This window comes from Stenotrophomonas sp. DDT-1 (assembly GCF_001580555.1).
Lineage (GTDB): Bacteria > Pseudomonadota > Gammaproteobacteria > Xanthomonadales > Xanthomonadaceae > Stenotrophomonas > Stenotrophomonas sepilia.
The window spans coordinates 142,675-163,585 of record NZ_LEKR01000004.1; the positions used below are offsets into that span (position 1 = coordinate 142,675).

Genomic DNA, 20,911 nt, shown 5'->3' on the forward strand with positions numbered 1-20,911 from the left:
ACCCCTCTGTGATTCGATACTGGCATGGCCCCAATTGATCTGTGAATTGCTGATTTTTGGATGATTGATACCCTATGAGCATCAATTGCGAAATCCTGGATCTACGCGCCTTCCTGCTGGTCTCGGAGACCCGCAGCTTCCATCGCGCCGCGGAAATCCTGCACGTCTCCCAGCCAGCACTCAGCCGCCGCATCCAGAAACTGGAGCAGGCGGTGGGGTCGCCGCTGCTGGAGCGCACCACGCGCAGCGTCAGCACTACCGCTGTCGGCGAGAACCTGCTGCCGCTGGTGCGCCGCATGCTGGAGGAATTCGATGGATCACTGTTCTCGCTGCGCGGCCGCGAAGACACCCGCGGCGCGACAGTGACCATCGCCTGCCTGCCGACGGCGGCGTTCTACTTCCTGCCCAGCGTGATGGCGCGTTTCCACGAAGCGCACCCGAACGTGCGCTTCCGCATCCTGGATATCCCGGCGACGGAGGGTCTGCAGGCAGTGGAACGTGGCGAAGTCGAGTTCGGCATCAACTTCATGGGCGCCAACGATCCGAATCTCGACTTCGACGTACTGGCTGAGGACCCCTTCGTCCTCGCCTGCCGACGCGATCATCCGCTGGCCCGCAAGCGCAAGGTGGAATGGGCTGATCTGGCCGAGCACCAGCTGATCACCGTGCATCGCACCAGCGGCAACCGCACGCTGCTGGACGGCGCGCTGGCGCGCGAGAACCTCAAGTTGAGCTGGCACTATGAAGTGACCCACCTGTCGACGTCACTGGGCATGGTCGAGGCGGGCATCGGCGTGTCGGTGCTGCCAAAGATGGCCACGCCGGACGGGGATCACCCCACCCTGGTGACACGCGCGATCGGCAACCCGGTGGTGTCACGCACGATCGGCATCGTCCGCCGCCGCGGCGCCCTGCTCTCGCCCACGGCGGAGCGATTCCTGCAGATGCTGATGAGCCAGTGGCGCGGGGAGGCGTGAGCAGTGAGCAGCCCCGCAGTTCACGCACCCATCCGTTCCGGCACACCGGGCGCTGACAGGGCCGCCCTTCATGACGAGGCCGCGAAGATCGACGCAATACCTGCAAGCGATCCCACGGCCACCCATGAGAGCGTGGCGAATGCAGTCAGCAGTACCTTCCGGTGCACGACCTGCGCTTCGTTCTGGGCCTCCGACCGTCGCGCATAGGGCCTGGAGAAACCCAGGAGTTCGCCGGTGACTGTCAGCGCCCCCATGAAGATCAGTGCGGTCACGCAGAAACCAAAAATGGAACCAATGAGGGCCACATGCTGGGCATCGCCAATAGCCGGCTGAGTGCCGGCCAAACCCTCTACAAGCTGGCCCGTCCACCGTGCGGGCAGCCAGGCCAGGGCGGCGACAATGCTGAAGTGACTGGCCACGTTGATCCAGAACCAGGATGTGGTCTTCATGACGTCAGCGTTTCCGGTGGTGGCCAGTGGTGGGCATCGTGACGCCTGCGTCAGCCCCGCACAACCCTGCATGGGGAAGCCGGCCAGCGGCCGGCACTACCAGTTCAATCAGCCTGCGGTTTCCAGCCCCTTGCCTGCCGCATCCATCCGCAGCGAGGCCAGGTATCGGCCGTACTTGCCGACGAAGATGCCGGTGAATCCGCCTGCCAGCAGCAGGTAGGCGGCATTGAAACCAGCATTGGCGGACAGCGACGGCGACACCGCAAATGCGACTTCGAACCCGTACTTCACCAGGAAAGTGATCAACAGCAGCGGCAGCAGGCTGAAATCCGCGTTGCGCCAGAGCTTGCCGGTACTGCGGTCCAGCGTCAGCTTCAACCGATTCAGCAGCAGCCAGGCAAGCGCGGCGCCCGTGGCGATGCCGGCCAGCCATTCGCTCCAGGCGCTCAGCGACGCGCCGAAGCGATGACTGACCGACCACGCACCCCAGACGGCGAACAAGGCGGGTACGATCGCCAGCTTCTGCAGCGAGGTCTCGGCCGGCTTCATGGCGGCGATGCCACGGGTGACCAGGAAGGCCAGGAGCAGCCAGACCCAGATCGGCGTCTGCGAGGCGAGGTGCTGAAGCATGCTCATGAGCGGTCCCCTTGGTGAGTGGTGGCGAGGTTCCCTCGCCTTGGCGCTCACTATTCGCTTCCGCCCGGGTTGCAGCCAGTGACAGCTGTCAGCCATCGCGGGTTACGCCGAGGCGCGCCCGCCCTGCCCTCACCCGGCCGGGCACATGCCGTTAACGGCCCGGCCCTATGCTGGGGCCTCATTGGAGACCTGCGAGGTAAAAACCATGACCAAGCTGCACGCACTGATGCTGGCCGGCGGCCTGCTCGCGCTGAGCCCGCTGGCCTCGGCCGAGACCGTGAATCTGACCAACAGCGCCGAGGGCGCCAACCGCGATGCCGGTATCACTGCGGTCAAGAAGAAACTGCAGGACGCGTGTACCGAGCGCAAGGGCTCGCCCGATGCTGCCTCGTTCGAGGTGGTCTTCGAGAAGACCAGCCCGAACCCGAACGTACCCAAGCCGTACTACGTGGACGGCAGGATGAAGTGCGACCTGCCGGGCTGAGGCGATTCAACCACCGGTGCCGGAAATGCGCCGCCGGTACTGCGCCATCCACTCCAGCGACGGCGCAACACCGCCGAACGGGAAGAAGTGCGGGCTGACCGGGCCATGGGCGCTGGTCAGCCCCTTCACCAGGCGGTCAACGAACACCTCCGGCCCCGCCGTTCCCAGCAGCCGGCCGATCGAGATGCCATACCGGGCCAACATCGATGCACTGGCGCCCACGCCGCACATCGCGGCGTAGCGCATCAGCCGGGGGATGCTTGCCGGCCCCGGAACCCCGACCAGCACCGGAGCCGTGATGCCACGCGCGCGCAGTGCATCCAGCCAGGCCAGCACGGTATCGGCATCGAAGGCGAACTGGGTGACGACCAAGGGGGCCATGCCACGTGCTTCGATGGCCTGGCATTTTCCCTCCAGCGCCTGCCAGCGTTCGTCACTGCTCATTACAGGATGCCCTTCCGGGTGCCCGCCGATAGCAACGACCTTGATGCCGGATTGCTCCAGAACACCGGTCTGGATGATCGAAGCACTGTCGGCAAACGGTCCGACAGGCGTGGCCAGGTCGCCCGCGATCAGCAGGCAACGCGCGACCCTGGCTTCGCTGGCGGCACGCTGCAGAAAGCGTTCAAGCGCTGCGCGTGACCCGACGCGCCGCGCAGACAGATGCGGCATCGGCTCGAATCCGAGCGCGCGCACCGTGCGCGCGGCGGCCAGTCGGGCGTCGTCATCCTCGCTGGCCAGCCAGGGAATTGAGATGACGGTACCGCACGGGATCCGATCCGCCTCGGCGCACAGCGCGGGCATGGCCTTCGCACTGACTTCCAGTGAAAAGGCGTTGATGAAGGCGTCCGCCCGCAGTGACAGGCCTGCCGGCATCAACGCGCTCCGCCCACATTGCCGGCAAGCGGCGAGCTGTTACGGGCCAGTTCGATGAAGGCCTGCAGGTAGTCGATGCCGGTATCGGCCTCGCGCGCACCCAGATAGATCTGCTTGGGAATGCCCTTGGCGCCCAGGCGCACCGGCACCACGTCCATGCGCGCGGCGTACTCCTCAACCAGCCAGCGCGGCATGGCGGCCACGCCGCGGCCGCTGGCCACCATCTGCATCATGATGTCGGTGGTTTCGATGGCCTTGTGGCGCCGCGGCGTGACGCCGGCCGGCAGCAGGAACTGGTTGTAGATGTCCAGGCGCTCGAACGGCACCGGGTAGCTGATCAGCACTTCCTGGCCGAGCTGGCGCGGCTTTACGTGGTCGACCTTGGCCAGGGCGTGATTGCTGGCCACCACCAGCACCTGCTCGTAGTCGAACACCGGGATGAACTTCAGGCCTGGCTTCAGCAGCGGGTCGGGGGTGACCAGCAGGTCGATCTCGTAGCCGAACAGCGCGCCGATGCCGCCGAACTGGAACTTCTGCTTGACGTCCACGTCCACATCCGGCCACGCGGCCAGATACGGCGAGACGATCTTCAGCAGCCACTGGTAGCAGGGATGGCATTCCATGCCGATGCGCAGCGCGCCACGCTCGCCCTGTGCGAACTGGCCCAGCCGCTCCTCGGCCAGGTCCAGCTGTGGCAGCACCCGGTTGGCGACTGCCAGCAGATATTGCCCGGCCTGGGTCAGCCGCAGGCTTCGGCCTTCGCGCAGCCAGACATCGGTACCCAGCTGCTGCTCCAGCTTCTTCATGCTGTGGCTGAGCGCCGACTGGGTCAGGTTGAGCACGCCGGCAGCAGCGGTGAGCGAGCCCTGCAGCTCGACCTGCTGCACGATGCTGAGGTGGATCCGCTCCAGCATGATGATGAATCTCGCTCATGGATTGGTGAAGTAATACCATTTTACGTCATGGAAGGCACTGACTAGGATCGGGTCATGCTTTCACCTGCCCGCCCCCTTCGAATCGTCGCCGTCTCCGGCGGATTGCAACGCCCTTCCAGGGCCGCCACGCTGGCCCAGCATCTGCTGGGCCTGATCGGCGAGAACATGCGCAGCGAACAACAGCTGATCGAACTCGGCGAGCTGGCGCCGCAGCTGGCCGGTGCGCTTTGGCGTTCGCAGCTCCCGGAGGTTGTCGAGCGCCAGCTGGTGGCCGTCGAACGGGCCGATGTCCTCGTGGTGAGCACGCCGGTCTATCGCGGCTCCAACACAGGGCTGTTCAAGCACTTCTTCGACTTCATCGACCAGGACGCGCTGGTCGATACCCCCATCCTGCTGGCCGCGACCGGCGGCAGTGACCGCCATGCACTGGTGATCGATCACCAGCTGCGCCCGCTCTTCAGCTTCTTCCAGGCGCGCACCCTGCCACTGGGTATCTACGCCACCGATCGCGATTTCGCCGACGGCCGCGTGCACAGCGACGCCCTGATCGAGCGGGCGCGACTGGCGGTACGGCGGGCCATGCCGCTGCTGGCGCTGCCCCGCCATCGTGCCACCGCCCTTGAGACCGCCGCAGCTCTTTGAATGCCGGATGCCCTCGCCCGCATCCGGGTGCCACCCCGCAACACGGAACGCCGCCCATGACGACCGACGCTTTCACCTTCAGCATCACGCGCATCCCCTTCAACGAGGATTACCAGCCGGCCGAAGGCACGCGCATCACCACCAACTTCGCCAACCTGGCGCGCGGCGCGTCCCGGAAGGAAAACCTGCGCAACACCATCCGCATGATCAACAACCGCTTCAATGATCTGGCGCATTGGGACAACCCAAGCGCCGATCGCTACGCGGTCGAGCTGGACATCATCTCGGTGGAGATGCATATCGACGGCGCCGACGGCAGCGATCCTTTCCCGTTGATCGAAGTGTTGCGCCCGACCATCGTTGACACGCACACCGGCGCGCGCACCGAAGGCATCGTCGGCAACAACTTCTCGTCCTATGTCCGTGACTACGACTTCAGCGTCGTGCTGCCGGCCAGCAACGAAGGCAAGGACACCTTCCGCCTTCCGGAGGGCTTTGGCGACCTGCACGGCAAGCTGTTCCAGCACTTCCTGCGCTCGGACGCCTACCGCGCCAACTTCAGCAAGGGGCCGGTGATCTGCATCAGTGTTTCCAGCAGCAGGACTTACCACCGCACCGAGAACCACCATCCGATCCTGGGCGTGGAATACCGCCAGGGCGAGTCCTCCCCCACTGACCAGTATTTCGACAAGATGGGCCTGCAGGTGCGCTACTTCATGCCACCGGGCAGCGTCGCGCCGCTTGCCTTCTACTTCCAGGGCGACCTGCTGGGAGACTACTCGAACCTGGAACTGATCGGCACCATCAGCACGATGGAGGCCTTCCAGAAGATCTACCGCCCTGAGATCTACAACGCCAATTCCGTGGCCGGCAAGGTCTACCAGCCCAGCCTGAAGCACCAGGATTACTCCTCCACCCGAATCGTCTACGACCGCGAAGAGCGCAGCCAGTTGGCCATCAAGCAGGGCCGGTTCACCGAAGAGCACTTCATCAAGCCCTATCGCGCCGTGCTTGAGCAGTGGGCCGCCCGCTGATCCATCGATTCTCCATCCGCCCCCAGGACACACCACACGATGCCGACGAAGACGCTGCTCCCCACCTCGACCGCAGGCAGCCTGCCCAAACCCTCCTGGCTGGCAGAGCCCGAGAAGCTCTGGTCACCGTGGAAGCTGCAGGACGAAGGCCTGATCGAGGGCAAGCAGGATGCCCTGCGCCTGTCCCTGCAGGAACAACAGCATGCCGGCATCGATATCGTCAGCGACGGCGAGCAGACCCGGCAGCACTTCGTCACCACCTTCATCGAACACCTCAGCGGCGTTGATTTCGAGAAGCGCGAAACCGTGCGCATCCGCAACCGCTACGATGCCAGCGTGCCGACCGTGGTCGGCGCAGTGAGCCGTCCGAAGCCGGTGTTCGTGGAGGATGCGAAGTTCCTGCGCCGGCAGACCACGCAGCCGATCAAGTGGGCGCTGCCCGGCCCGATGACCATGATCGATACCCTGTACGACGCGCACTACAGGAGCCGCGAGAAACTGGCCTGGGAATTCGCGAAGCTCCTCAACGAGGAGGCGAAGGAGCTGGAGGCGGCTGGCGTGGACATCATCCAGTTCGATGAGCCGGCCTTCAACGTGTTCTTCGACGAAGTGAACGACTGGGGCGTGGCCGCGCTGGAGCGTGCGATCGAAGGACTGAAGTGCGAGACCGCCGTGCACATCTGCTACGGCTACGGCATCAAGGCCAACACCGACTGGAAGCAGACGCTGGGATCGGAATGGCGCCAGTATGAAGAATCGTTCCCCAAGCTGCAGACCTCCAACCTCGACATCATCTCGCTGGAATGCCAGAACTCGCACGTGCCGATGGACCTGATCGAGCTGGTGCGTGGCAAGAAGGTGATGGTCGGTGCCATCGACGTGGCCTCCAGCACGGTGGAGACCGCCGATGAAGTAGCCAACACCCTGCGCAAGGCCCTGCAGTTCGTGGATGCTGACAAGCTTTACCCGAGCACCAACTGTGGCATGGCGCCGCTGGCGCGCGATGTGGCCAGGGGCAAGCTGCGCGCACTCAGCGCGGGGGCGAGGATCGTACGTGAGGAGCTTTCAGCGTAGCCCTGGCTGGGGATGTGTTCCCGTTTCGGCGCGGGGAGGATGGAACCTGGCCGGGTACAGACCAGGCTCCACCTCGCCCCTGCACCTCGGGCCTGGCGGCCGTCATGCGCGGCCGTGGTGCCAGCGCTTCCTTGATCCGCCCCATCTCCCCTGCCCCGGCTTCGGCCAGGCGCCGGGCCTGCTGCCGCTGTTCCCGCGTGAGCGCCGGAGGCGGTGGAGTACCGGCATCCACCAATCGCGCCACCGCATCGCGCAGAGGCAACTGCGGGCAGAGCCGTACAGCACACCATCGCTCGGCGTAGCGCTTGGCCTGACGGGTGCTGGTGGCGGACACGACCTTGACCTGTGACATCTTGCGTGCGTCCAGGTACAGGCGGAACCCTAGCGCGGCATGCGGCACGATACTGGCCACCGAACGGCCGTTCCACCACAGATCCCAGCGCTCGCCGCTCTGCACCCAGCCGGATGGCCGGGAGGCGGTCATGCACGCAGGAAATTTGGACGAAGAGGCCATGGCGGGAAGGATACGAACACCCGTCGCATGACTTGAGACCGGGCGAACATCTGCGCGGAAGGCTGCCCGGATGCATGATCAACGTGACGCGTCACGTTCGATGACGCCTTCGATCCAGTCGAGGTAGCGGGACACGCGGACGTTGTAAACCACCTGGCCATAGAAGCCCGCCTCTAGCGCATGCTCGGGAACGGCGGTGATCCACGATCCAAGACCCACCACCTCTGGCGTTCCGTGATCCTCGATCAGCAGCGGACCACCGCTGTCGCCGTTTCCCAACACGCCCTCCAGTGGCAGCCCCCCGCGCGGGCGGATCGAACCGGTACCAGAGATAGCGTTCGTTGCCGCCGGTGATGGTTCGGTGCTGCATGCGCAGCGGTCAGCACCCATTGCGGAGCATGAGGACGCCATGACCCTCACCCGGCATGTCGGCCAGTGCGGGGAACACCGATGCGTCGATGTGGTATCGGGCATCGTCAACATCGTCGCGGATGACCACGGCACCGGCGGCGAACGGGATCAAGGCAAGCACCAGGATGAGGCGGCAGATCATCGGAGCCCTCCATTGCCATCCCGTGCAGCAATTCTTTCGACGAGCGTATCGATCGCCGTTTCCATGGCGTGCGCCGTCTGGTCACCGCTCTGGTTGGTGATGACGAAGATGCCAAGATCGTGCTTGGGGATGATGTAGACGTAGCACTGCGAACGCGGCACTCCCCCATGGTGGGCGTAATACACGCCCTTCAGGCGATCGCCGGAAACGATGTTCCAGAAGTAGCCGATGCTGAAGGTGTCGTCGAACCTGGCCAGTGCACGATGCGATTCGGTTACCACCGGACCGTTGGCCAGCTGGAATTCAAGGTATTTCACCATGTCCGGAACGGTGGCCTTCACGTTCCCGGAGGCGCCCCACGGCAACGTCGGCATGGGGGTGGTCGGCACCGGGTTGTCGCTGTGGTAACCGATCGCCAGGCGTGATGCCTCGGTGTCGTCCAGGCCGATCCTGATGCCCGTCATTCCGGCCGAATCACTGAAGAAGCCACGCAGCAGCACCTCGTAATCGCGCTGATGGACCTGTTCCAGAATGTGCGCGACCAGCTGCGTTCCGGCGCTGGAGTAGGCGTACTCGCCTCCCGGCGCCCGGAGGATCTGCACCGCATGCAGGTCCCGCAGGAAGTCCGACTTGCCGTAGCTGGCATAGATGGCATTCAGCTCACCGGGCGTGCGTTGATCGGTGAAGTCCTCCAGCACCGTATTCGCGCGCTCCGGCAGCATGTTCGGCAGGCCACTGGTATGCGACAGCAGATGGCGGATGCGGATGGGCTCATCCTTGAACTGCAGGTTGGGATAGTCACCCTGCAGATACTTGCGAACATCGTCATCCAACCCCAGCCTGCCCTCCAGGACCGCATGGGCGATCAGAGTGCCAGCCAAGGTCTTGCTCAACGAGCCGATCTCGTAGAGCGTCGCATCGGTCGGTGCGCCAGGCTTGCCGGCAACCATCTCGCCGTGATGACGGATGAACGTCCTGCCACGGTGCACGACGGCGATCGAAGTGGAGTGCAGCAGTGGCTGCTCGATCAGTGTCTGCGCCACCTGCTCGATATCCGTCCCAAGATCCTTCGCCGGTACGTCCTTGTGCGTGCAGCCTGCGGCCAGCAACGCAGTGGACAGGACAAAGGCGCTCAGCCACACCTTGCTTCGGACAGTCATCGAACGGGCTTCCATGCGTGGGCGATCCAGGCGGCGTGGGAACGGGCGCTCAAGATAGCCCATTGTCAGCCGCGTCTGGAGGTGCCATCTGGCACCTCCAGCGGGACTCGACCATGGCCGCCCCCGAACTGGCCTTGACCCAGCCCTTGCGTTTACCTCCGAGGCGCTGGACAAGATGAATGTCCAGGACATCAGCAACCTGGATGCGCAGGTGCCCAACCTGACCATTTACGCCGCCCGCGGCGCCAGCAGCACGATTACCGCCTACATCCGCGGCATCGGCCAGTCCGATCCCACCTGGGGCGCGGATCCGGGTGTGGGCATCTACCTGGACGACGTCTATATCGCGCGTCCGCAGGGTGCGCTGCTGGATGTGTTCGATGTCTCGCGCATCGAGGTGCTGCGCGGCCCGCAGGGCAAGCTGTGTGGCAAGAACACCATCGGCGGCGCGATCAAGTACATCTCGCGCGGCCTGCCCACCCAGACCGAGGGCTTCGCCCAGATCACCATGGGCAACTACAGCCAGCTGGATGCGAAGGCGGCCATCGGCGGCCCGATCGGCGGTGCCAACAGTGGCCTGCGCGCCCGTGTGGCAGTGGCCAGCATGAACCACGACGGGTTTGGCGAGAACACCTTCAACGGCCAGCCGGTCAGCGACAAGCAGATCAACGCGGCACGCCTGAACCTGGGCGCGTATGCGGGCGATGACTTCGACGTGCAGTTCGCACTGGACTGGATCGACGATCAGTCCGGCATGCGCGGCTCGAAGATGCTGGCGCCCAATCCGTTCCTGCGCGCCTACCCGCCGATGGACAGCCGCTATGACATCCGCTCGGGCATGCGCACGCGATACCGTGGAGGCCGTGACAGTGTGGTCGGACATCATCCGCAACCATCTTGTGATTGTCGAGGATCTCGGCGCGCACATGACCATCGAGGATTCCCTGCACTCGACCGTACGCGCCACAGGCGTCAGCTACGAGCGGACGCTGGTGATCTTCGATGCGCCGCGTTCGCCGTCGGCGCGCGTCGCCAAGGCAATCCTGACGTTCACCACGGCTGGCCCGGTCGATTGCCCGTTCCGTGACGTTCCCGAGGATTCCGGGCAGGCCATCGCGCCGTTGCTGGACATGGACAACCAGCGCAAGGTGGCGGCCTCGATCATCCAAGGCTTCGTGCAACGGGCCAACCCGTCCAGGCAGCACGAAATGATCCGAGTGTTGCTGCCGCAGGGGGAGTGAGCCGCGCCACCCTGCCCTGCACCTGGATCGCATCCGTCGCGCAAGCTCCGCCGCAGCGCGGGTGCGGAGCAACTGATCCACCCGGAAACGCCTTCGCCCGGCATGGCGTCGAGCGAAGGCCGTGTGGCTTTGAATCAATGCAGCGGCACCTTCAGCACCGATGGCGCGTTGGCCGGCGAGCTGAAGGTCACCGCACCGCCCAGCTGGCTGATGCCCGCATAGCGCAGGTCCACGGTATCGACCACCAGGGTCAGCCGGCTGCCGGTCGGTAGGTTCCAGCTGCTGGCTTCCAGGCGAAGATCGATGGTTCTCGGCTGGCCGGGCGTGGCACCGCGCAGGGTGTACGGCTTGTGGCTGATCAGCTGGCCGTTGCCCAGCATATCCTCGGCATACAGGTAGGCATACAGCGTGGTGTTGGCGCGCGTGGGCGTCACCGTCAACCGCACTTCCGGTGCGCCATCCAGGCGGCGTGCACTCCAGTAGATCGGGCCTTGCCAGACGCCTGCGGCGTTGCGGCCAACGAACGGCACATGGGCGCCGGGCGGCAGGTTGAGCATCTGCAGCGCGCCGGACGCCATCACCACGCCGGAGTTGGCGGCGGTCAGCAGGCCGCTGCCGATCCGGTAGGTCCAACCGGTGCCGCCACCGCTCTCGGCCAGCCCTCCGGTGGGCAGCAGAAACCCGGTCGGCGCGGTCAGCCCGTAGCTTACGGCGCCGGTAGAGGTGGCCTGCCAGTCCGGATAACGGCTCCAGCTGCCCTTCTGCGACTTCAACTGCACCGCCGGCTGGCGGTCGATGCCATTGGCCACGCCCTTGAGGTAGTGGTCGAACCAGTCGCCCACCGCGGCATAGACTTCATTGGGAATGCCGAGCGCACCGAAGGCTTCGTTGAGGGCGTGGTCGCCATGGCGCAGCTGCAACTGCTTGGGTCCCTTCAGGCGGGTAAAGAAGTCGACCAGCTGGCCCGGCGGGAACAGGCTGTCGTTGAAGGCGTTGGCGAGGAATACCGCGGGTTGGTTGGCATTGATCTCATCAAGGCTGCTGGCCGGGCTGCGCTGTGCCGCTACCGGCAGCAGCGAGTCCACCGCCCCCTGGTAGTTGCCGACCAGCACATTGCGGTTGATGGTGGCCAGCTCCGCCCCGGGGCGGCCAGTGGCCAGGCCCGCTGCCACCAGCAGGGTGATGCCCTGTGCGCTGGGCGTGTCATGGCTGTAGAGCGACGCCTGCAGGTCGGCCCAGCCGCTCAGCGCGGCAACGGCCTTGATGCGCGGATCGCGTGCCGCCGCCAGCAGGCTGGTGCCGGCCCCGTAGGAGATGCCAGAGACACCGATCCTGGCCGGATCGGCCCGGGTGTTGGCCAGCGCCCAGTCGATCAGGGCACTGACATCTTCGACCGTGGCGGGTCCGGCGATGTCGATGCTGCCGCCGGACTCCCAGAAGCCGCGCGAGCTGTAGCTGATGATCACATAGCCGCGCTGCGCCAGCGACTGTGCCACGCCCACGTACTCCGCGCTGGGCACTGCCCAGCTGCTGGGCATCACCAGCAGCGGATAGCGGCCACTGCCGGCATCCTGGGGTTCGATGACGAAGGCCCCGAGGGGCGTGCCATCCCAGCTGGGGATGGTGCGATGGGTGGTCTTGACCGTGGCCGCCAGGGCCGCGGGCGCCAGCCCGGTCAGCAGGATCAACAGCAGCAGAACCTTGCGCATCGTTGTCTCTCCCCGTCGGTGGTGGTGCAACGGATCGGACCGTACCAGTGCGAATGGTGGCTGGCACCTTGCGACGCAACATGCCGCAAAGCGCGCCTTGCTATGCTTCGAGGCACTGCGGGCCCTCCGCAGTCTCCCATCAAAGCAAGGACGCCCCCGATGCACAGGATGCTCGTCGCAGGCACGCTCTCCAGCGTCGCCTGTCTGTTCGCCCCTTCAGTGTTGGCGGAAGATGCCCCCGAAGCGGCCAACGACTGCGCGGAGATTGCGCGGCTGATGGCCAACGACGACTTTGCGGCACTTGATGCGATGGCCGCGCGTTTCCGCAAGGGCGAGCTCAACGCCGCCGGCCAATCCCGGCTCGGCCGTTTCTACATCTGCATGTCGCGTGCAATCGGCACGTCGCGGCAGGAGGTTCAAGCCTGGAACGACTGGTCTGCATGGGCGGCGCGCTGGGTTCAGCACGCGCCGAAGTCTGCGGCGGCCCACCTGATCACCGCACGGATTCCACTCAACCTGGCCTGGAGCTACCGCGGCAACGGTTACGCCAACACCGTCAACGCCGAAGACTGGGCACAGTTCCATGAGTACAACGCGGTTTCGCGGGCCTACCTGCAATCGCATGAGGATGTTGCCGGCGGCGACCCGTTCTGGCACGAAATGAACGTGCTGATCGCGCTGCGCGAAAGCGCGGATGACGACGAAATGCTGGCGCTCGTTGATCGCGCAGCGAAGGCCTTCCCCGACTACGAACCACTGCACCTGATTGCCATGGAGTACTTCACGCCGGCCTGGGGTGGCAGCGCGCAGAAGATGGAAGCCTTCGCGCGGCACTCGATGGCCAGTGCACCAAAGAAGAAGCGAGCCATGCGCTACGCACGGCTGTACTGGTCGGCCACCGAATATTCGCCCGATCACTTCCGCGCAGCGAAGCCCGATTGGCCGCTGATGCGCCAGGGGCTGGACGAAATCGCCCAGCAGTACCCGACCATCGACAACCTGGAATCGATCGTCCGCTATGCCTGCCTGGCACGCGACGGCGACGCACTGGTCCGCTGGAATCGTTTGTGGTTGAGCCGCGCCGGTTTCGACGAGGCGGCCATTGCGCACTCGACCGAGCAAAGCAAGGCCGCATGCCTGGCGCCGGACGAAGAACAGGAAACATTCCTGTAGCGCCCGCCGCCGCAGGCCCAGGGGCGCAGCTGGCAGGCCTGCCAGGCGCCTAGCACGCGCGCGTGTCATCCACGCGCCGCGTGATCTGACATATCACCAGTGCTTGCGCATGATCACAGCTTCGCCCTTTCGTCATTGACCACAAGGCGCCAGCTTGTGACGCTTATGACACCGCAGGGCTGATGGCCCAACAACGCGGCCAGGTTCCACCGCAATCCGCAGCACCCGTCTCCGCAGCATCTCCGCATGTCCTCGCCCCGGCCAGGTCGTGACGGGCGGCTGCGCCCTGAATCTTCTGCTGGAGAATCGAAATGCGCTTTGCAAGCTTTGTCTTTGCTTTCGTACTCAGTGCTTTTGCCGGTGCTGCACAGGCCCAGGTGGTCACCCTCAACAAGGGCGGCTTCGTGCTGACCTACGACTGCAGCATCCACAGCGCCACCCGCTACGAGTACACGCTTACCGCCGATACCGGTTCGGCCGCACGGCCGTCCAGCTTCTACAAGGACCCGGACCTGCCGGCCGGTTGCCTGGGCCAGACCAGCACCGCGTCCTACGCCAGCATCAGATCCGGCTACGACCGTGGCCATCTGGTCACGTCCAACCACATGGACTACGACGCGACCTACATCCGCCGCGCCAACTACATGACCAACATCGTGCCGCAGGTGTCCAGCTTCAACCAGGGCATCTGGGTGAAGGCCGAGAACGTGGCCGAGTGCTACCGCGACATCGCACCAGTGGACGTCTACGGTGGCGTGGTCTACGGCGACGCCGCCAACGATTACTTCCTGGCCAGCCATGGCATCCCGACCCCGGAGTTCTTCTGGAAGACGATCATCACCCGTGACCCGAACACCGGAACCGCCAAGGCGATCAGCTGGATCATTCCCAACGAGGCCAACCTGGGCAGCCTCGACAACTACCTGGTGACGATTGCCGATCTGGAGGAGCTGCTGGGCGCCAGCTATGTGGCGATCAACGCACCGACCTCGCTGAAGAACATGCTGCCTGCCAGCACCTGGCCGCAGCCGGCGGGCTGTGATCTGGGCTGATCGGCCTGCCGGGAATGCGTGGCACCCGGTCCGGGTGCCAGGCAAGGATGGCTGTGGGAAAATGACGGGCAATTGCACCACCGCATTGCGCCCTGGAGTTGTAGATGCCCCGTTTCCCCTTCGATGCCGTGCTGTTCGACTGCGACGGCGTACTGGTCGATTCCGAGCCGCTGGTGGCCCGCGTGCTCTCGGAGATGCTGACCGCACGCGGCTGGCCGCTGACGCCTGCGCAGGCCGGCGAGGTCTTCCTGGGCCAATCCGTGGCCCATCTGGCCGGGCTGATCGCAGAGCGCACCGGCAAGCCGTTCACCGAGGAATGGCTGGAGGAGTTCCGCCAGCAGCGCAACCGGGCGCTGGAACGGGATCTGGAGCCGATCCGGGGGGCGCCCGAGGCCGTGCGTGCGATCGCCGCAGCGACCGGTGGCCGCATTGCCTGCGCGTCCGGTGCCGACCTGATCAAGGTGAAGCTGCAGCTGGGCAAGGTCGGCATCCTCGATGCCTTCTGCGACCACGTCTACAGCGGCCAGGACATGCCGAACACCAAGCCGCACCCGGACGTCTACCTGGCGGCCGCTGCCGCGCTGGGTGTGGATCCGAAGCGCTGCGCGGTCATTGAAGACACCGTGACCGGCGCGACCGCCGGCGTCGCGGCGGGTGCAACCGTGTTTGGCTTCAGCGAGGGCGGCCCGCACCACAGCACGCCGGAGGCCCTGCGCGCTGCGGGTGCGAAGGTGATCTTCCAGCGCATGGACCAGCTGCCGGCATTGCTGGCGGCCTACGCCGCCGACGCTGCCGCCTGAGGCGGCCTCAGCCTGCAGCGCCCAGCGTGGCGCTGCGGCGTTTCCCGGTGTAATGCAGCACGAACAGGTACAGGCCAGTGAACAGCTGCAGGAACAATGGCGGCAGCGGCGAATAGGTGATCCACGCTGCCGGCTCGCCCTGCCCCAGCCCGCGAGCGGCGAAATTGGCGATCACCGCCAGGGTAAAGACGATCGAGGTCCAGCGATGCACGGGCCGCGCCCAGCCACCCCGGCTCATTGACGGCGCCTCGCTTCGGAGCGGGCTTCGATCATCTTCCAGCCATTGCCGGACGGGTCACGGAATCCGGCATCGATGGCGCCATAGCGTTCGACCGGCTCCTGGGTGAACTCGACGCCCCGTGCCAGCCATTGCGTATAGCGCGCCCGACAGTCATCGACGGCCAGCACCAGCGGCGGCATTGCGCCTTTCGCCACCAGCTGCTGCAGTGCCTGCGCGGTGGCCGCGTCGTGTGTGGGCGGGCCCGGAACGAACAGCCCCAGCTGGAATCCGTCCTGGTCGGGGCTGCGTACCGTCAGCCAACGGTAGCTGCCATTGCGCACATCGGTGTGCACTTCGAAACCGAGCATGCCGACGTAGAACGCGAGCGCTTCATCCTGGTCGCGCACATAGAGGCCGACCGTGTTCACAGTGTTTGTCATGGAACCTCCCTCACGTGGGATCCACGTTAGCAACCGCCGCGCGTCGGCGCTTCTCCAAAACTGCCATGTTCAGGTCCGGTCGCTGCGCGGCACGTGCGTGGCACTCCGGCACGCAGGCCGGCGTCGCCTGGCCGGCCCGCTCACGCTCGCGCACGTTGCCCGGGCTGTCGCCGGTGATGTCACGGAAGATGCGGCCGAAGGTGCCCAGGCTGCTCCAGCCGGTCTGCGCGGCGATCTCGGTGACCGGCAGATCGGTGTCACGCAACATCGCCACGGCCCGTTCGATGCGGCGGCTCAACAGGTAGCGGTGCGGCGGCAGCCCGAATGCCTGCTTGAACGAACGCGCGAAATGCGCGGGCGATACGGCACTCACTTCGGCCAGGCGGGCCACCGGCCAGTCCTCGTGACTGGCATGGTCCATCCGGTCCTTGGCACGCAGCAGGCGTCGCAGCAGTTCAGGGCTCTGGTTCATGCCGCCACCGTGCGCCCCAGATGATGTCGCGCCGCATGCCTGGCCTGCGCGGCCTGCTCGCCCAGCCAGTCACCGAATGCAATGACCTTGGCGCTCCGGCTGCGCGCCGTCGGTGCCACGAACCAGAAACCACGCCCGTCGCTGGCCACACCGGGATGTGCCTGCACCAGGCGCCCGCTGTCCAGTTCGGCCTGGAACAGGATTGGCGAAGCAATGGCGATGCCCTGCCCGGCAATGGCCGCGCCGACGTCCAGATGCTCTACCGCAAAGGGGCTGACCAGGCTCTCCTCGGCCGGCGGCGGAACCGCGCCATGTGCGGAAAACCACAGTGCCCACCAGTCGGGCCTGCCGAGCAGCGGAACCTCCAAGGCCCGGCGCCCGAGCCCGTCTGCCGCCGGCAGCAGCGCTGGCGCGCACAACGGGGTGAAAATGCTGGGGAACAGGGGCGTGGCCTGCAGCCCGGGCCACTCGCCATGCCCATTGCGGATGGCAGCATCAAAATGCCCGGCGGCCAGGTCCTGCGGCTCTGCCGACAGGTCCAGTTCCAGCACGATGCTCCGATGGCGGCTGCGGAAACTGCCCAGCCGCGGTGTCAGCCAACTGGTGCCCAGCGTGGGTAGCACGGACAGGCGCAGTCGCGCCGCATCCATGTCTGCGGCGCGCATGAAGCTGGCGCGCAGTGCATCGAATGCCCGGGTGGCCTCCTGCGCGACGCTGGCACCCGCTTCCGTCAGCTCCACATGCTGTGCGTGGCGCAGGAACAGGCAGGTGCCGGTCTGGGCCTCCAGCCGGCGCACGTGGTAACTCACCGATGCCGCGCTGGTGTCGAGCTCCTCGGCGGCACGGGCAAAACTGCCCAGCCGCGCCGCCGCTTCGAAGGCGCGGATGGCGGCAAGCGATGGAAGCTGGCGTTGGGTCACCATAAGTGTGGCTTAGCCTGAGCCCGGATATCTGCGTGGTCAATCCCCCTCGCACCCGCAACGATGGAGGCACTTCCGGCAAGGGGTCACGCACATGGATCGACGGCAGTTCCTGGCCACCTTGGCCGCAGTGGCAGCCTCAAGCGCCCTACCCTCGGGGCGGCCCCTGTCCAGCCACAGCGAAGACTGGAAATGGTTGCAGGGCAACTGGCAGGTCCGGCACCAACGCCTGAAGGAGCGCCTGGTGGGCGACACCCGCTGGGAAGCCTTCACCGGCGCCAGCGCGGTCTGGCTCACCCTGGGCGGGCTCGGCACCATCGATGACAACGTCATGGCGCTGCCTTCGGGCCCGTACAGAGGCCTCGGCGTGCGTGCTTTTGATCCAGTGTCTTCCACGTGGTCGATCTGGTGGATCGATGGGCGCAACCCTGCCCACATCGAAGCGCCCGTGCGCGGTGTCTTCGAAGGCGATGGCGGCAGCTTCCGTGGTCGTGATCACTTCAAGGGACGCCCCATCGACGTCTGGTTCCGCTGGCATGACATCCATGGCGAGGAGCCGTGGTGGGAGCAGGCGTTCTCCGACGATGCCGGCGCGCACTGGGAAGTGAACTGGCGCAACTGGTTCCGCCGCACTGCGGCGGTCCCCTCTCCGCTTCCGAAGCTGCCGGATGCACCGCGCGATTTTGATTTCCTGGTGGGCCATTGGAACGTGCGCCATCGTCGCCTGCGCGCTCGGCTGGCAGGCAGTGATGCGTGGGACGCGTTCAACGGCACCCTGCACAACTGGGCGGTACTCGGAGGATTCGGCAACGTAGGCGACAACCTGATGGACGTGCCGGGAGCACCGCTGCGCGGCATGGGTATCCGCGCCTGGAACGCCGCTGAGCGGCACTGGCTGAGCTGGTGGCTGGACGGCCGGGAGCCTGCCCGGATCGGCGCGCCGCTGCGCGGTGGTTTCGAGGCCGGTGTCGGCCGCTTCTTCGGCGAAGACCAGCACGACGGACGGGCGATCCAGACGCGGGTGATCTGGTCACGCATTACCCCGCGCTCGGCGCGCTGGGAACAGGCGGCTTCGACCGATGGGGGACGCAGTTGGGAAACCAACTGGGTCAGCGACTTCGAGCGGCAGGCATGAAAGCGCGGCTGGCCGTGATGCTGCTGGTTGCTGCGTCGCCCCCCGCGACTCCCTCAAGCGTGCTGCAGATCGTCGGCTCCGCTGAACGCTTTGCGCCGGGCGTTGCATCCACGCAGTACGACGAGATTCGACTGACCCTGAGCCCGGACGGAAACACCGCGCTGTGGTTCAGCCGCAACCGTCCCGGCGGTCCGGGCGGGTATGACATCTGGGTCTCCCGCCACGATGGGCAGGGCTGGCGGCCGGCGACGCCGGTCTCGTTCAACACGCCGGGACGAGACTTCGATCCCGCCTTTTCTGCCGATGGCCGCACGGTGTATTTCTGTTCGGATCGAGCAGGCGGCCAGGGCGGCGACGATCTGTACCGGGTCAGCATTGGACGTGACGGTCGATTCGGCGAACCGGAGAATCTGGGCCCCGCGGTGAACAGCGCGGCCGACGAGTTCGCGCCGATGCTCTCGCCGGACGGTCGTACGTTGTTGTTCTCCAGCGATCGCGCGGGCGGTGCCGGCGGCCATGACCTCTATAGCGCCACGATGATCGGCGGCGTGGCGCAGCCGGCGCGGCCGCTGGCGGGTGGCATCAATACCGCCGCACAGGAGTTCGATGCCACGTTCCTGGGCGACGGCCAAACGGTGGTGTTTGCCCGCGCCCTGGACTTCGCCACTGCACCGGTCCGCCAGTTCATGGCCTACGAGCGTGGAGGCCGTTATGACGCGGGCCATGCATTGCCCTCCCCGGTGAACGAAGCCTCCGGCGACAGCTACGGTGCGATGCTGGATGGCTCGCAACCTGACACTTTGACCTATTCGGCGCGGCGCGCAGACGGTGCGGGGTTGGACCTGTACCGCATCCGCTACCGTTCGGGCGAACCATGATCCGCACTCAACGCTGCGCCGGCAGTTCCAGACGATGCTTGCGGCACAGCCGATACACGGTCACCCGCGAGATCTGCATCTGCCGTGCGCACTCGGAGACGTTGTAGCCGGTCTGGCGCAGGGTCTGCAGCAGCACATCGCGCTCGGCCTGGCCGCGGGCATCCTGCAGCATCGCGCCCGGCGGCGCATGCTCGGCCCCACCCAGTTCAAGGTCGCGCTCGCTGATCAGCTCGCCTTCGGCCATGATCGCCGCCCGCTGCACCCGGTTGAGCAGTTCACGCACGTTGCCGGGCCAACCGAAGCGCCGCATCGCATGCAGCGCAGCGGGCGCAAAGCCACGTGCACGCACGCTGTGGCGCAGGCGGAAGCAGCGCAGGAAGTGCTCGGCCAGCAGCTGCACATCGGCGCCACGCTCGCGCAAGGGCGGCATCAGCAGGCGCAGCACATTGAGCCGATAGTAGAGATCGCTGCGGAACCGCCCCTGCGCCACCGCGTGCTCCAGTTCGACGTGGGTGGCCGCGAGTACACGCACGTCGGCCCGCAGCGGCTGGCTGCTGCCGACGCGCTCGAAGGTGCCTTCCTGCAGCACGCGCAGCAGGCTGGTCTGCGCCTCCGCCGGCAGGTCGCCCACCTCGTCGAGGAACACGGTGCCGCCGTGTGCGGCTTCGAATACGCCTATCTGGCGCTTGTCGGCGCCGGTGAACGAGCCGCGCTCGTGGCCAAACAGCTCCGACTGCACCAGGTTGGCCGGAATGGCACCGCAGTTGACCGCGATGAACGGCTTGCCCGCACGGCCGGACAACGCATGCAGCGCGTGAGCCGCCAGCTCCTTGCCGGTACCGGTTTCGCCGGTGACCAGCACCGGCAGTTCGACCGGCGCGAACTTGTGCAACACGGTGCGCACCGCATGCAACGCAGGACTCTCGCCGATCAGTGCGCGTGGCCCCTGGCCGCCGCATACCTCGCTGGCAGAAGGATCATCCGCGTCGAACTGTTGGCGCATCGCAGCCACCAGGTCCTGCAGGCCGAAAGGCAGCGTGAACCGCGAGATGCAACGCTGCAGCAAGGGCAGCCACGCTGCAGGCGTGGGCCCTGCGCCGGGTGGCAGCACCGCAAGCCAGGGCAGATGCACGTGCTGTTCGATCCATGGCGCCAGCAACTGCAGCGCGGGCGTATCCAGATGGCGAAGATCCAGCACAGCGAGCAGCCGGTCACGCCCGCGCAGCCCGATCGCCATCGCCGGGTCGGGATGGATGCGGCGCACGTACCAGCCTGCGGCCGCCATTGCGCTGCGCTCGTTCGCCAGCGGCTCGCCGAACCAGAGCACGCAACGTGATGTAGAAGCCTCCGGGACCGCCGCCATACTTCCCCCAGCATCCGGACACCGTCGGCGGACTGTCAGGCAATCACCGGCGTGCCGCCCTCCGCCGGGACCCTTTACGGCCACCGCAGCGGCCTTTGATGGGCGGATCCTAGCGCTGCGCTAAACGGCGGCGCAATGAGCGCCGCGTCAAGAAAGCACCGGCTGAAGCGGCAT

22 protein-coding genes and 2 pseudogenes are annotated in these 20,911 nt (G+C 66.0%); 11 read left to right on the forward strand and 13 right to left on the reverse strand.

What is annotated here, in order from left to right; translation table 11 throughout:
* Window positions 1-74: 74 nt before the first annotated feature.
* On the forward strand, window positions 75-977 hold the full coding sequence (locus AB839_RS03555) for a LysR family transcriptional regulator (RefSeq protein ID WP_010485668.1): 903 nt from the start codon (window positions 75-77) through the stop codon (window positions 975-977).
* A 68-nt stretch (window positions 978-1,045) separates the two neighbouring features.
* Here the strand turns inward: AB839_RS03555 and AB839_RS03560 are convergent, their stop codons facing one another.
* Together AB839_RS03560 and AB839_RS03565 are read right to left on the reverse strand one after the other, a co-directional pair.
* Window positions 1,046-1,426: a hypothetical protein gene (locus tag AB839_RS03560; protein ID WP_061478296.1), complete on the reverse strand. Its 381-nt coding sequence runs from the start codon at window positions 1,424-1,426 to the stop codon at window positions 1,046-1,048.
* Between the two features lie 108 nt (window positions 1,427-1,534).
* Window positions 1,535-2,062 carry a DUF6622 family protein gene (locus AB839_RS03565; protein ID WP_061478297.1) on the reverse strand — a complete coding sequence of 176 codons (528 nt, stop codon included), beginning with the start codon at window positions 2,060-2,062 and terminating at the stop codon, window positions 1,535-1,537.
* Between the two features lie 205 nt (window positions 2,063-2,267).
* Between AB839_RS03565 and AB839_RS03570 the strand changes: the two genes are divergently transcribed.
* Window positions 2,268-2,546, forward strand: coding sequence for a hypothetical protein (locus tag AB839_RS03570; protein ID WP_061478298.1), 279 nt, complete (start codon window positions 2,268-2,270; stop codon window positions 2,544-2,546).
* 6 nt (window positions 2,547-2,552) lie between these two features.
* Here AB839_RS03570 and AB839_RS03575 read toward each other — a convergent pair whose 3' ends face one another.
* Together AB839_RS03575 and AB839_RS03580 are read right to left on the reverse strand one after the other, a co-directional pair.
* The gene (locus AB839_RS03575; RefSeq protein WP_061478299.1) at window positions 2,553-3,422 is read right to left on the reverse strand and encodes a methylenetetrahydrofolate reductase; all 870 of its coding nucleotides are present in this window, start codon (window positions 3,420-3,422) and stop codon (window positions 2,553-2,555) included.
* Window positions 3,422-4,336 (reverse strand): LysR family transcriptional regulator, encoded by a 915-nt coding sequence (locus AB839_RS03580; protein WP_061478300.1) that lies wholly within the window; start codon window positions 4,334-4,336, stop codon window positions 3,422-3,424. Before AB839_RS03580 ends, AB839_RS03575 begins: the two co-directional genes overlap by 1 nt.
* A gap of 75 nt (window positions 4,337-4,411) precedes the next feature.
* On the opposite strand from AB839_RS03580, the gene msuE reads away from it, so the two are divergent.
* Genes msuE through AB839_RS03595 form a run of 3 tightly spaced genes read left to right on the forward strand, consistent with a single transcriptional unit; the run spans window position 4,412 to window position 7,107 of the window.
* Window positions 4,412-4,999 carry an FMN reductase gene (msuE, locus tag AB839_RS03585; RefSeq protein WP_061478301.1) on the forward strand — a complete coding sequence of 196 codons (588 nt, stop codon included), beginning with the start codon at window positions 4,412-4,414 and terminating at the stop codon, window positions 4,997-4,999.
* Between the two features lie 56 nt (window positions 5,000-5,055).
* Window positions 5,056-6,033 carry a DUF1852 domain-containing protein gene (locus AB839_RS03590; RefSeq protein ID WP_061478302.1) on the forward strand — a complete coding sequence of 326 codons (978 nt, stop codon included), beginning with the start codon at window positions 5,056-5,058 and terminating at the stop codon, window positions 6,031-6,033.
* A gap of 39 nt (window positions 6,034-6,072) precedes the next feature.
* On the forward strand, window positions 6,073-7,107 hold the full coding sequence (locus tag AB839_RS03595) for a methionine synthase (protein ID WP_061478303.1): 1,035 nt from the start codon (window positions 6,073-6,075) through the stop codon (window positions 7,105-7,107).
* On the opposite strand, the gene AB839_RS21850 is transcribed toward AB839_RS03595, so the two are convergent.
* The 3 genes and pseudogenes from AB839_RS21850 to AB839_RS03605 all read right to left on the reverse strand — a co-directional run bounded on the left by AB839_RS21850 (window position 7,064) and on the right by AB839_RS03605 (window position 9,334).
* Window positions 7,064-7,621 carry a hypothetical protein gene (locus tag AB839_RS21850; protein WP_082783285.1) on the reverse strand — a complete coding sequence of 186 codons (558 nt, stop codon included), beginning with the start codon at window positions 7,619-7,621 and terminating at the stop codon, window positions 7,064-7,066. The genes AB839_RS03595 and AB839_RS21850 overlap by 44 nt on opposite strands.
* 78 nt (window positions 7,622-7,699) lie before the next feature.
* Window positions 7,700-8,174 (reverse strand): annotated as a pseudogene (locus AB839_RS20990) (trypsin-like serine protease).
* Window positions 8,171-9,334 (reverse strand): serine hydrolase domain-containing protein, encoded by a 1,164-nt coding sequence (locus AB839_RS03605; protein ID WP_229298448.1) that lies wholly within the window; start codon window positions 9,332-9,334, stop codon window positions 8,171-8,173. Before AB839_RS03605 ends, AB839_RS20990 begins: the two are co-directional and overlap by 4 nt.
* A gap of 128 nt (window positions 9,335-9,462) precedes the next feature.
* Here AB839_RS03605 and AB839_RS03610 point away from each other — a divergent pair.
* Window positions 9,463-10,178: pseudogene (locus AB839_RS03610) on the forward strand (TonB-dependent receptor plug domain-containing protein); the annotation flags it as partial.
* Window positions 10,179-10,709: 531 nt separating this feature from the next.
* Here AB839_RS03610 and AB839_RS03615 read toward each other — a convergent pair.
* Window positions 10,710-12,284, reverse strand: a complete 1,575-nt coding sequence (locus tag AB839_RS03615) for a CocE/NonD family hydrolase (RefSeq protein WP_061478306.1) — start codon at window positions 12,282-12,284, stop codon at window positions 10,710-10,712.
* 159 nt (window positions 12,285-12,443) lie between these two features.
* Here AB839_RS03615 and AB839_RS03620 point away from each other — a divergent pair, with 159 nt between their 5' ends.
* The 3 genes from AB839_RS03620 (at window position 12,444) to AB839_RS03630 (ending at window position 15,309) form a co-directional block, all read left to right on the forward strand.
* Entirely contained in the window at window positions 12,444-13,457 is a 1,014-nt protein-coding gene (locus AB839_RS03620; protein WP_061478307.1) for a DUF4034 domain-containing protein, read from the forward strand.
* 311 nt (window positions 13,458-13,768) lie between these two features.
* Complete coding sequence (locus tag AB839_RS03625; RefSeq protein WP_061478308.1) at window positions 13,769-14,509, forward strand: DNA/RNA non-specific endonuclease; 741 nt, start codon at window positions 13,769-13,771, stop codon at window positions 14,507-14,509.
* A gap of 104 nt (window positions 14,510-14,613) precedes the next feature.
* Window positions 14,614-15,309 carry an HAD family phosphatase gene (locus tag AB839_RS03630; protein WP_061478309.1) on the forward strand — a complete coding sequence of 232 codons (696 nt, stop codon included), beginning with the start codon at window positions 14,614-14,616 and terminating at the stop codon, window positions 15,307-15,309.
* A 7-nt stretch (window positions 15,310-15,316) separates the two neighbouring features.
* Here the strand turns inward: AB839_RS03630 and AB839_RS03635 are convergent, their stop codons facing one another.
* Genes AB839_RS03635 through AB839_RS03650 form a run of 4 tightly spaced genes read right to left on the reverse strand, consistent with a single transcriptional unit; the run spans window position 15,317 to window position 17,364 of the window.
* The gene (locus tag AB839_RS03635; RefSeq protein WP_061478310.1) at window positions 15,317-15,547 is read right to left on the reverse strand and encodes a hypothetical protein; all 231 of its coding nucleotides are present in this window, start codon (window positions 15,545-15,547) and stop codon (window positions 15,317-15,319) included.
* Window positions 15,544-15,969: a VOC family protein gene (locus AB839_RS03640; protein ID WP_061478311.1), complete on the reverse strand. Its 426-nt coding sequence runs from the start codon at window positions 15,967-15,969 to the stop codon at window positions 15,544-15,546. The genes AB839_RS03635 and AB839_RS03640 overlap by 4 nt, the downstream gene beginning before the upstream one ends.
* Before the next feature lie 10 nt (window positions 15,970-15,979).
* Entirely contained in the window at window positions 15,980-16,441 is a 462-nt protein-coding gene (locus AB839_RS03645; protein WP_061478312.1) for an AraC family transcriptional regulator, read from the reverse strand.
* Window positions 16,438-17,364 carry a LysR substrate-binding domain-containing protein gene (locus tag AB839_RS03650; protein WP_061478313.1) on the reverse strand — a complete coding sequence of 309 codons (927 nt, stop codon included), beginning with the start codon at window positions 17,362-17,364 and terminating at the stop codon, window positions 16,438-16,440. Before AB839_RS03650 ends, AB839_RS03645 begins: the two co-directional genes overlap by 4 nt.
* A gap of 91 nt (window positions 17,365-17,455) precedes the next feature.
* Between AB839_RS03650 and AB839_RS03655 the strand changes: the two genes are divergently transcribed.
* Together AB839_RS03655 and AB839_RS03660 are read left to right on the forward strand one after the other, a co-directional pair.
* Entirely contained in the window at window positions 17,456-18,496 is a 1,041-nt protein-coding gene (locus tag AB839_RS03655; protein WP_061478314.1) for a hypothetical protein, read from the forward strand.
* Window positions 18,493-19,374: a PD40 domain-containing protein gene (locus AB839_RS03660; protein ID WP_061478315.1), complete on the forward strand. Its 882-nt coding sequence runs from the start codon at window positions 18,493-18,495 to the stop codon at window positions 19,372-19,374. The genes AB839_RS03655 and AB839_RS03660 overlap by 4 nt, the downstream gene beginning before the upstream one ends.
* Before the next feature lie 7 nt (window positions 19,375-19,381).
* On the opposite strand, the gene AB839_RS03665 is transcribed toward AB839_RS03660, so the two are convergent.
* Window positions 19,382-20,737, reverse strand: coding sequence for a sigma-54 dependent transcriptional regulator (locus tag AB839_RS03665; protein ID WP_061478316.1), 1,356 nt, complete (start codon window positions 20,735-20,737; stop codon window positions 19,382-19,384).
* Window positions 20,738-20,911: the final 174 nt, after the last annotated feature.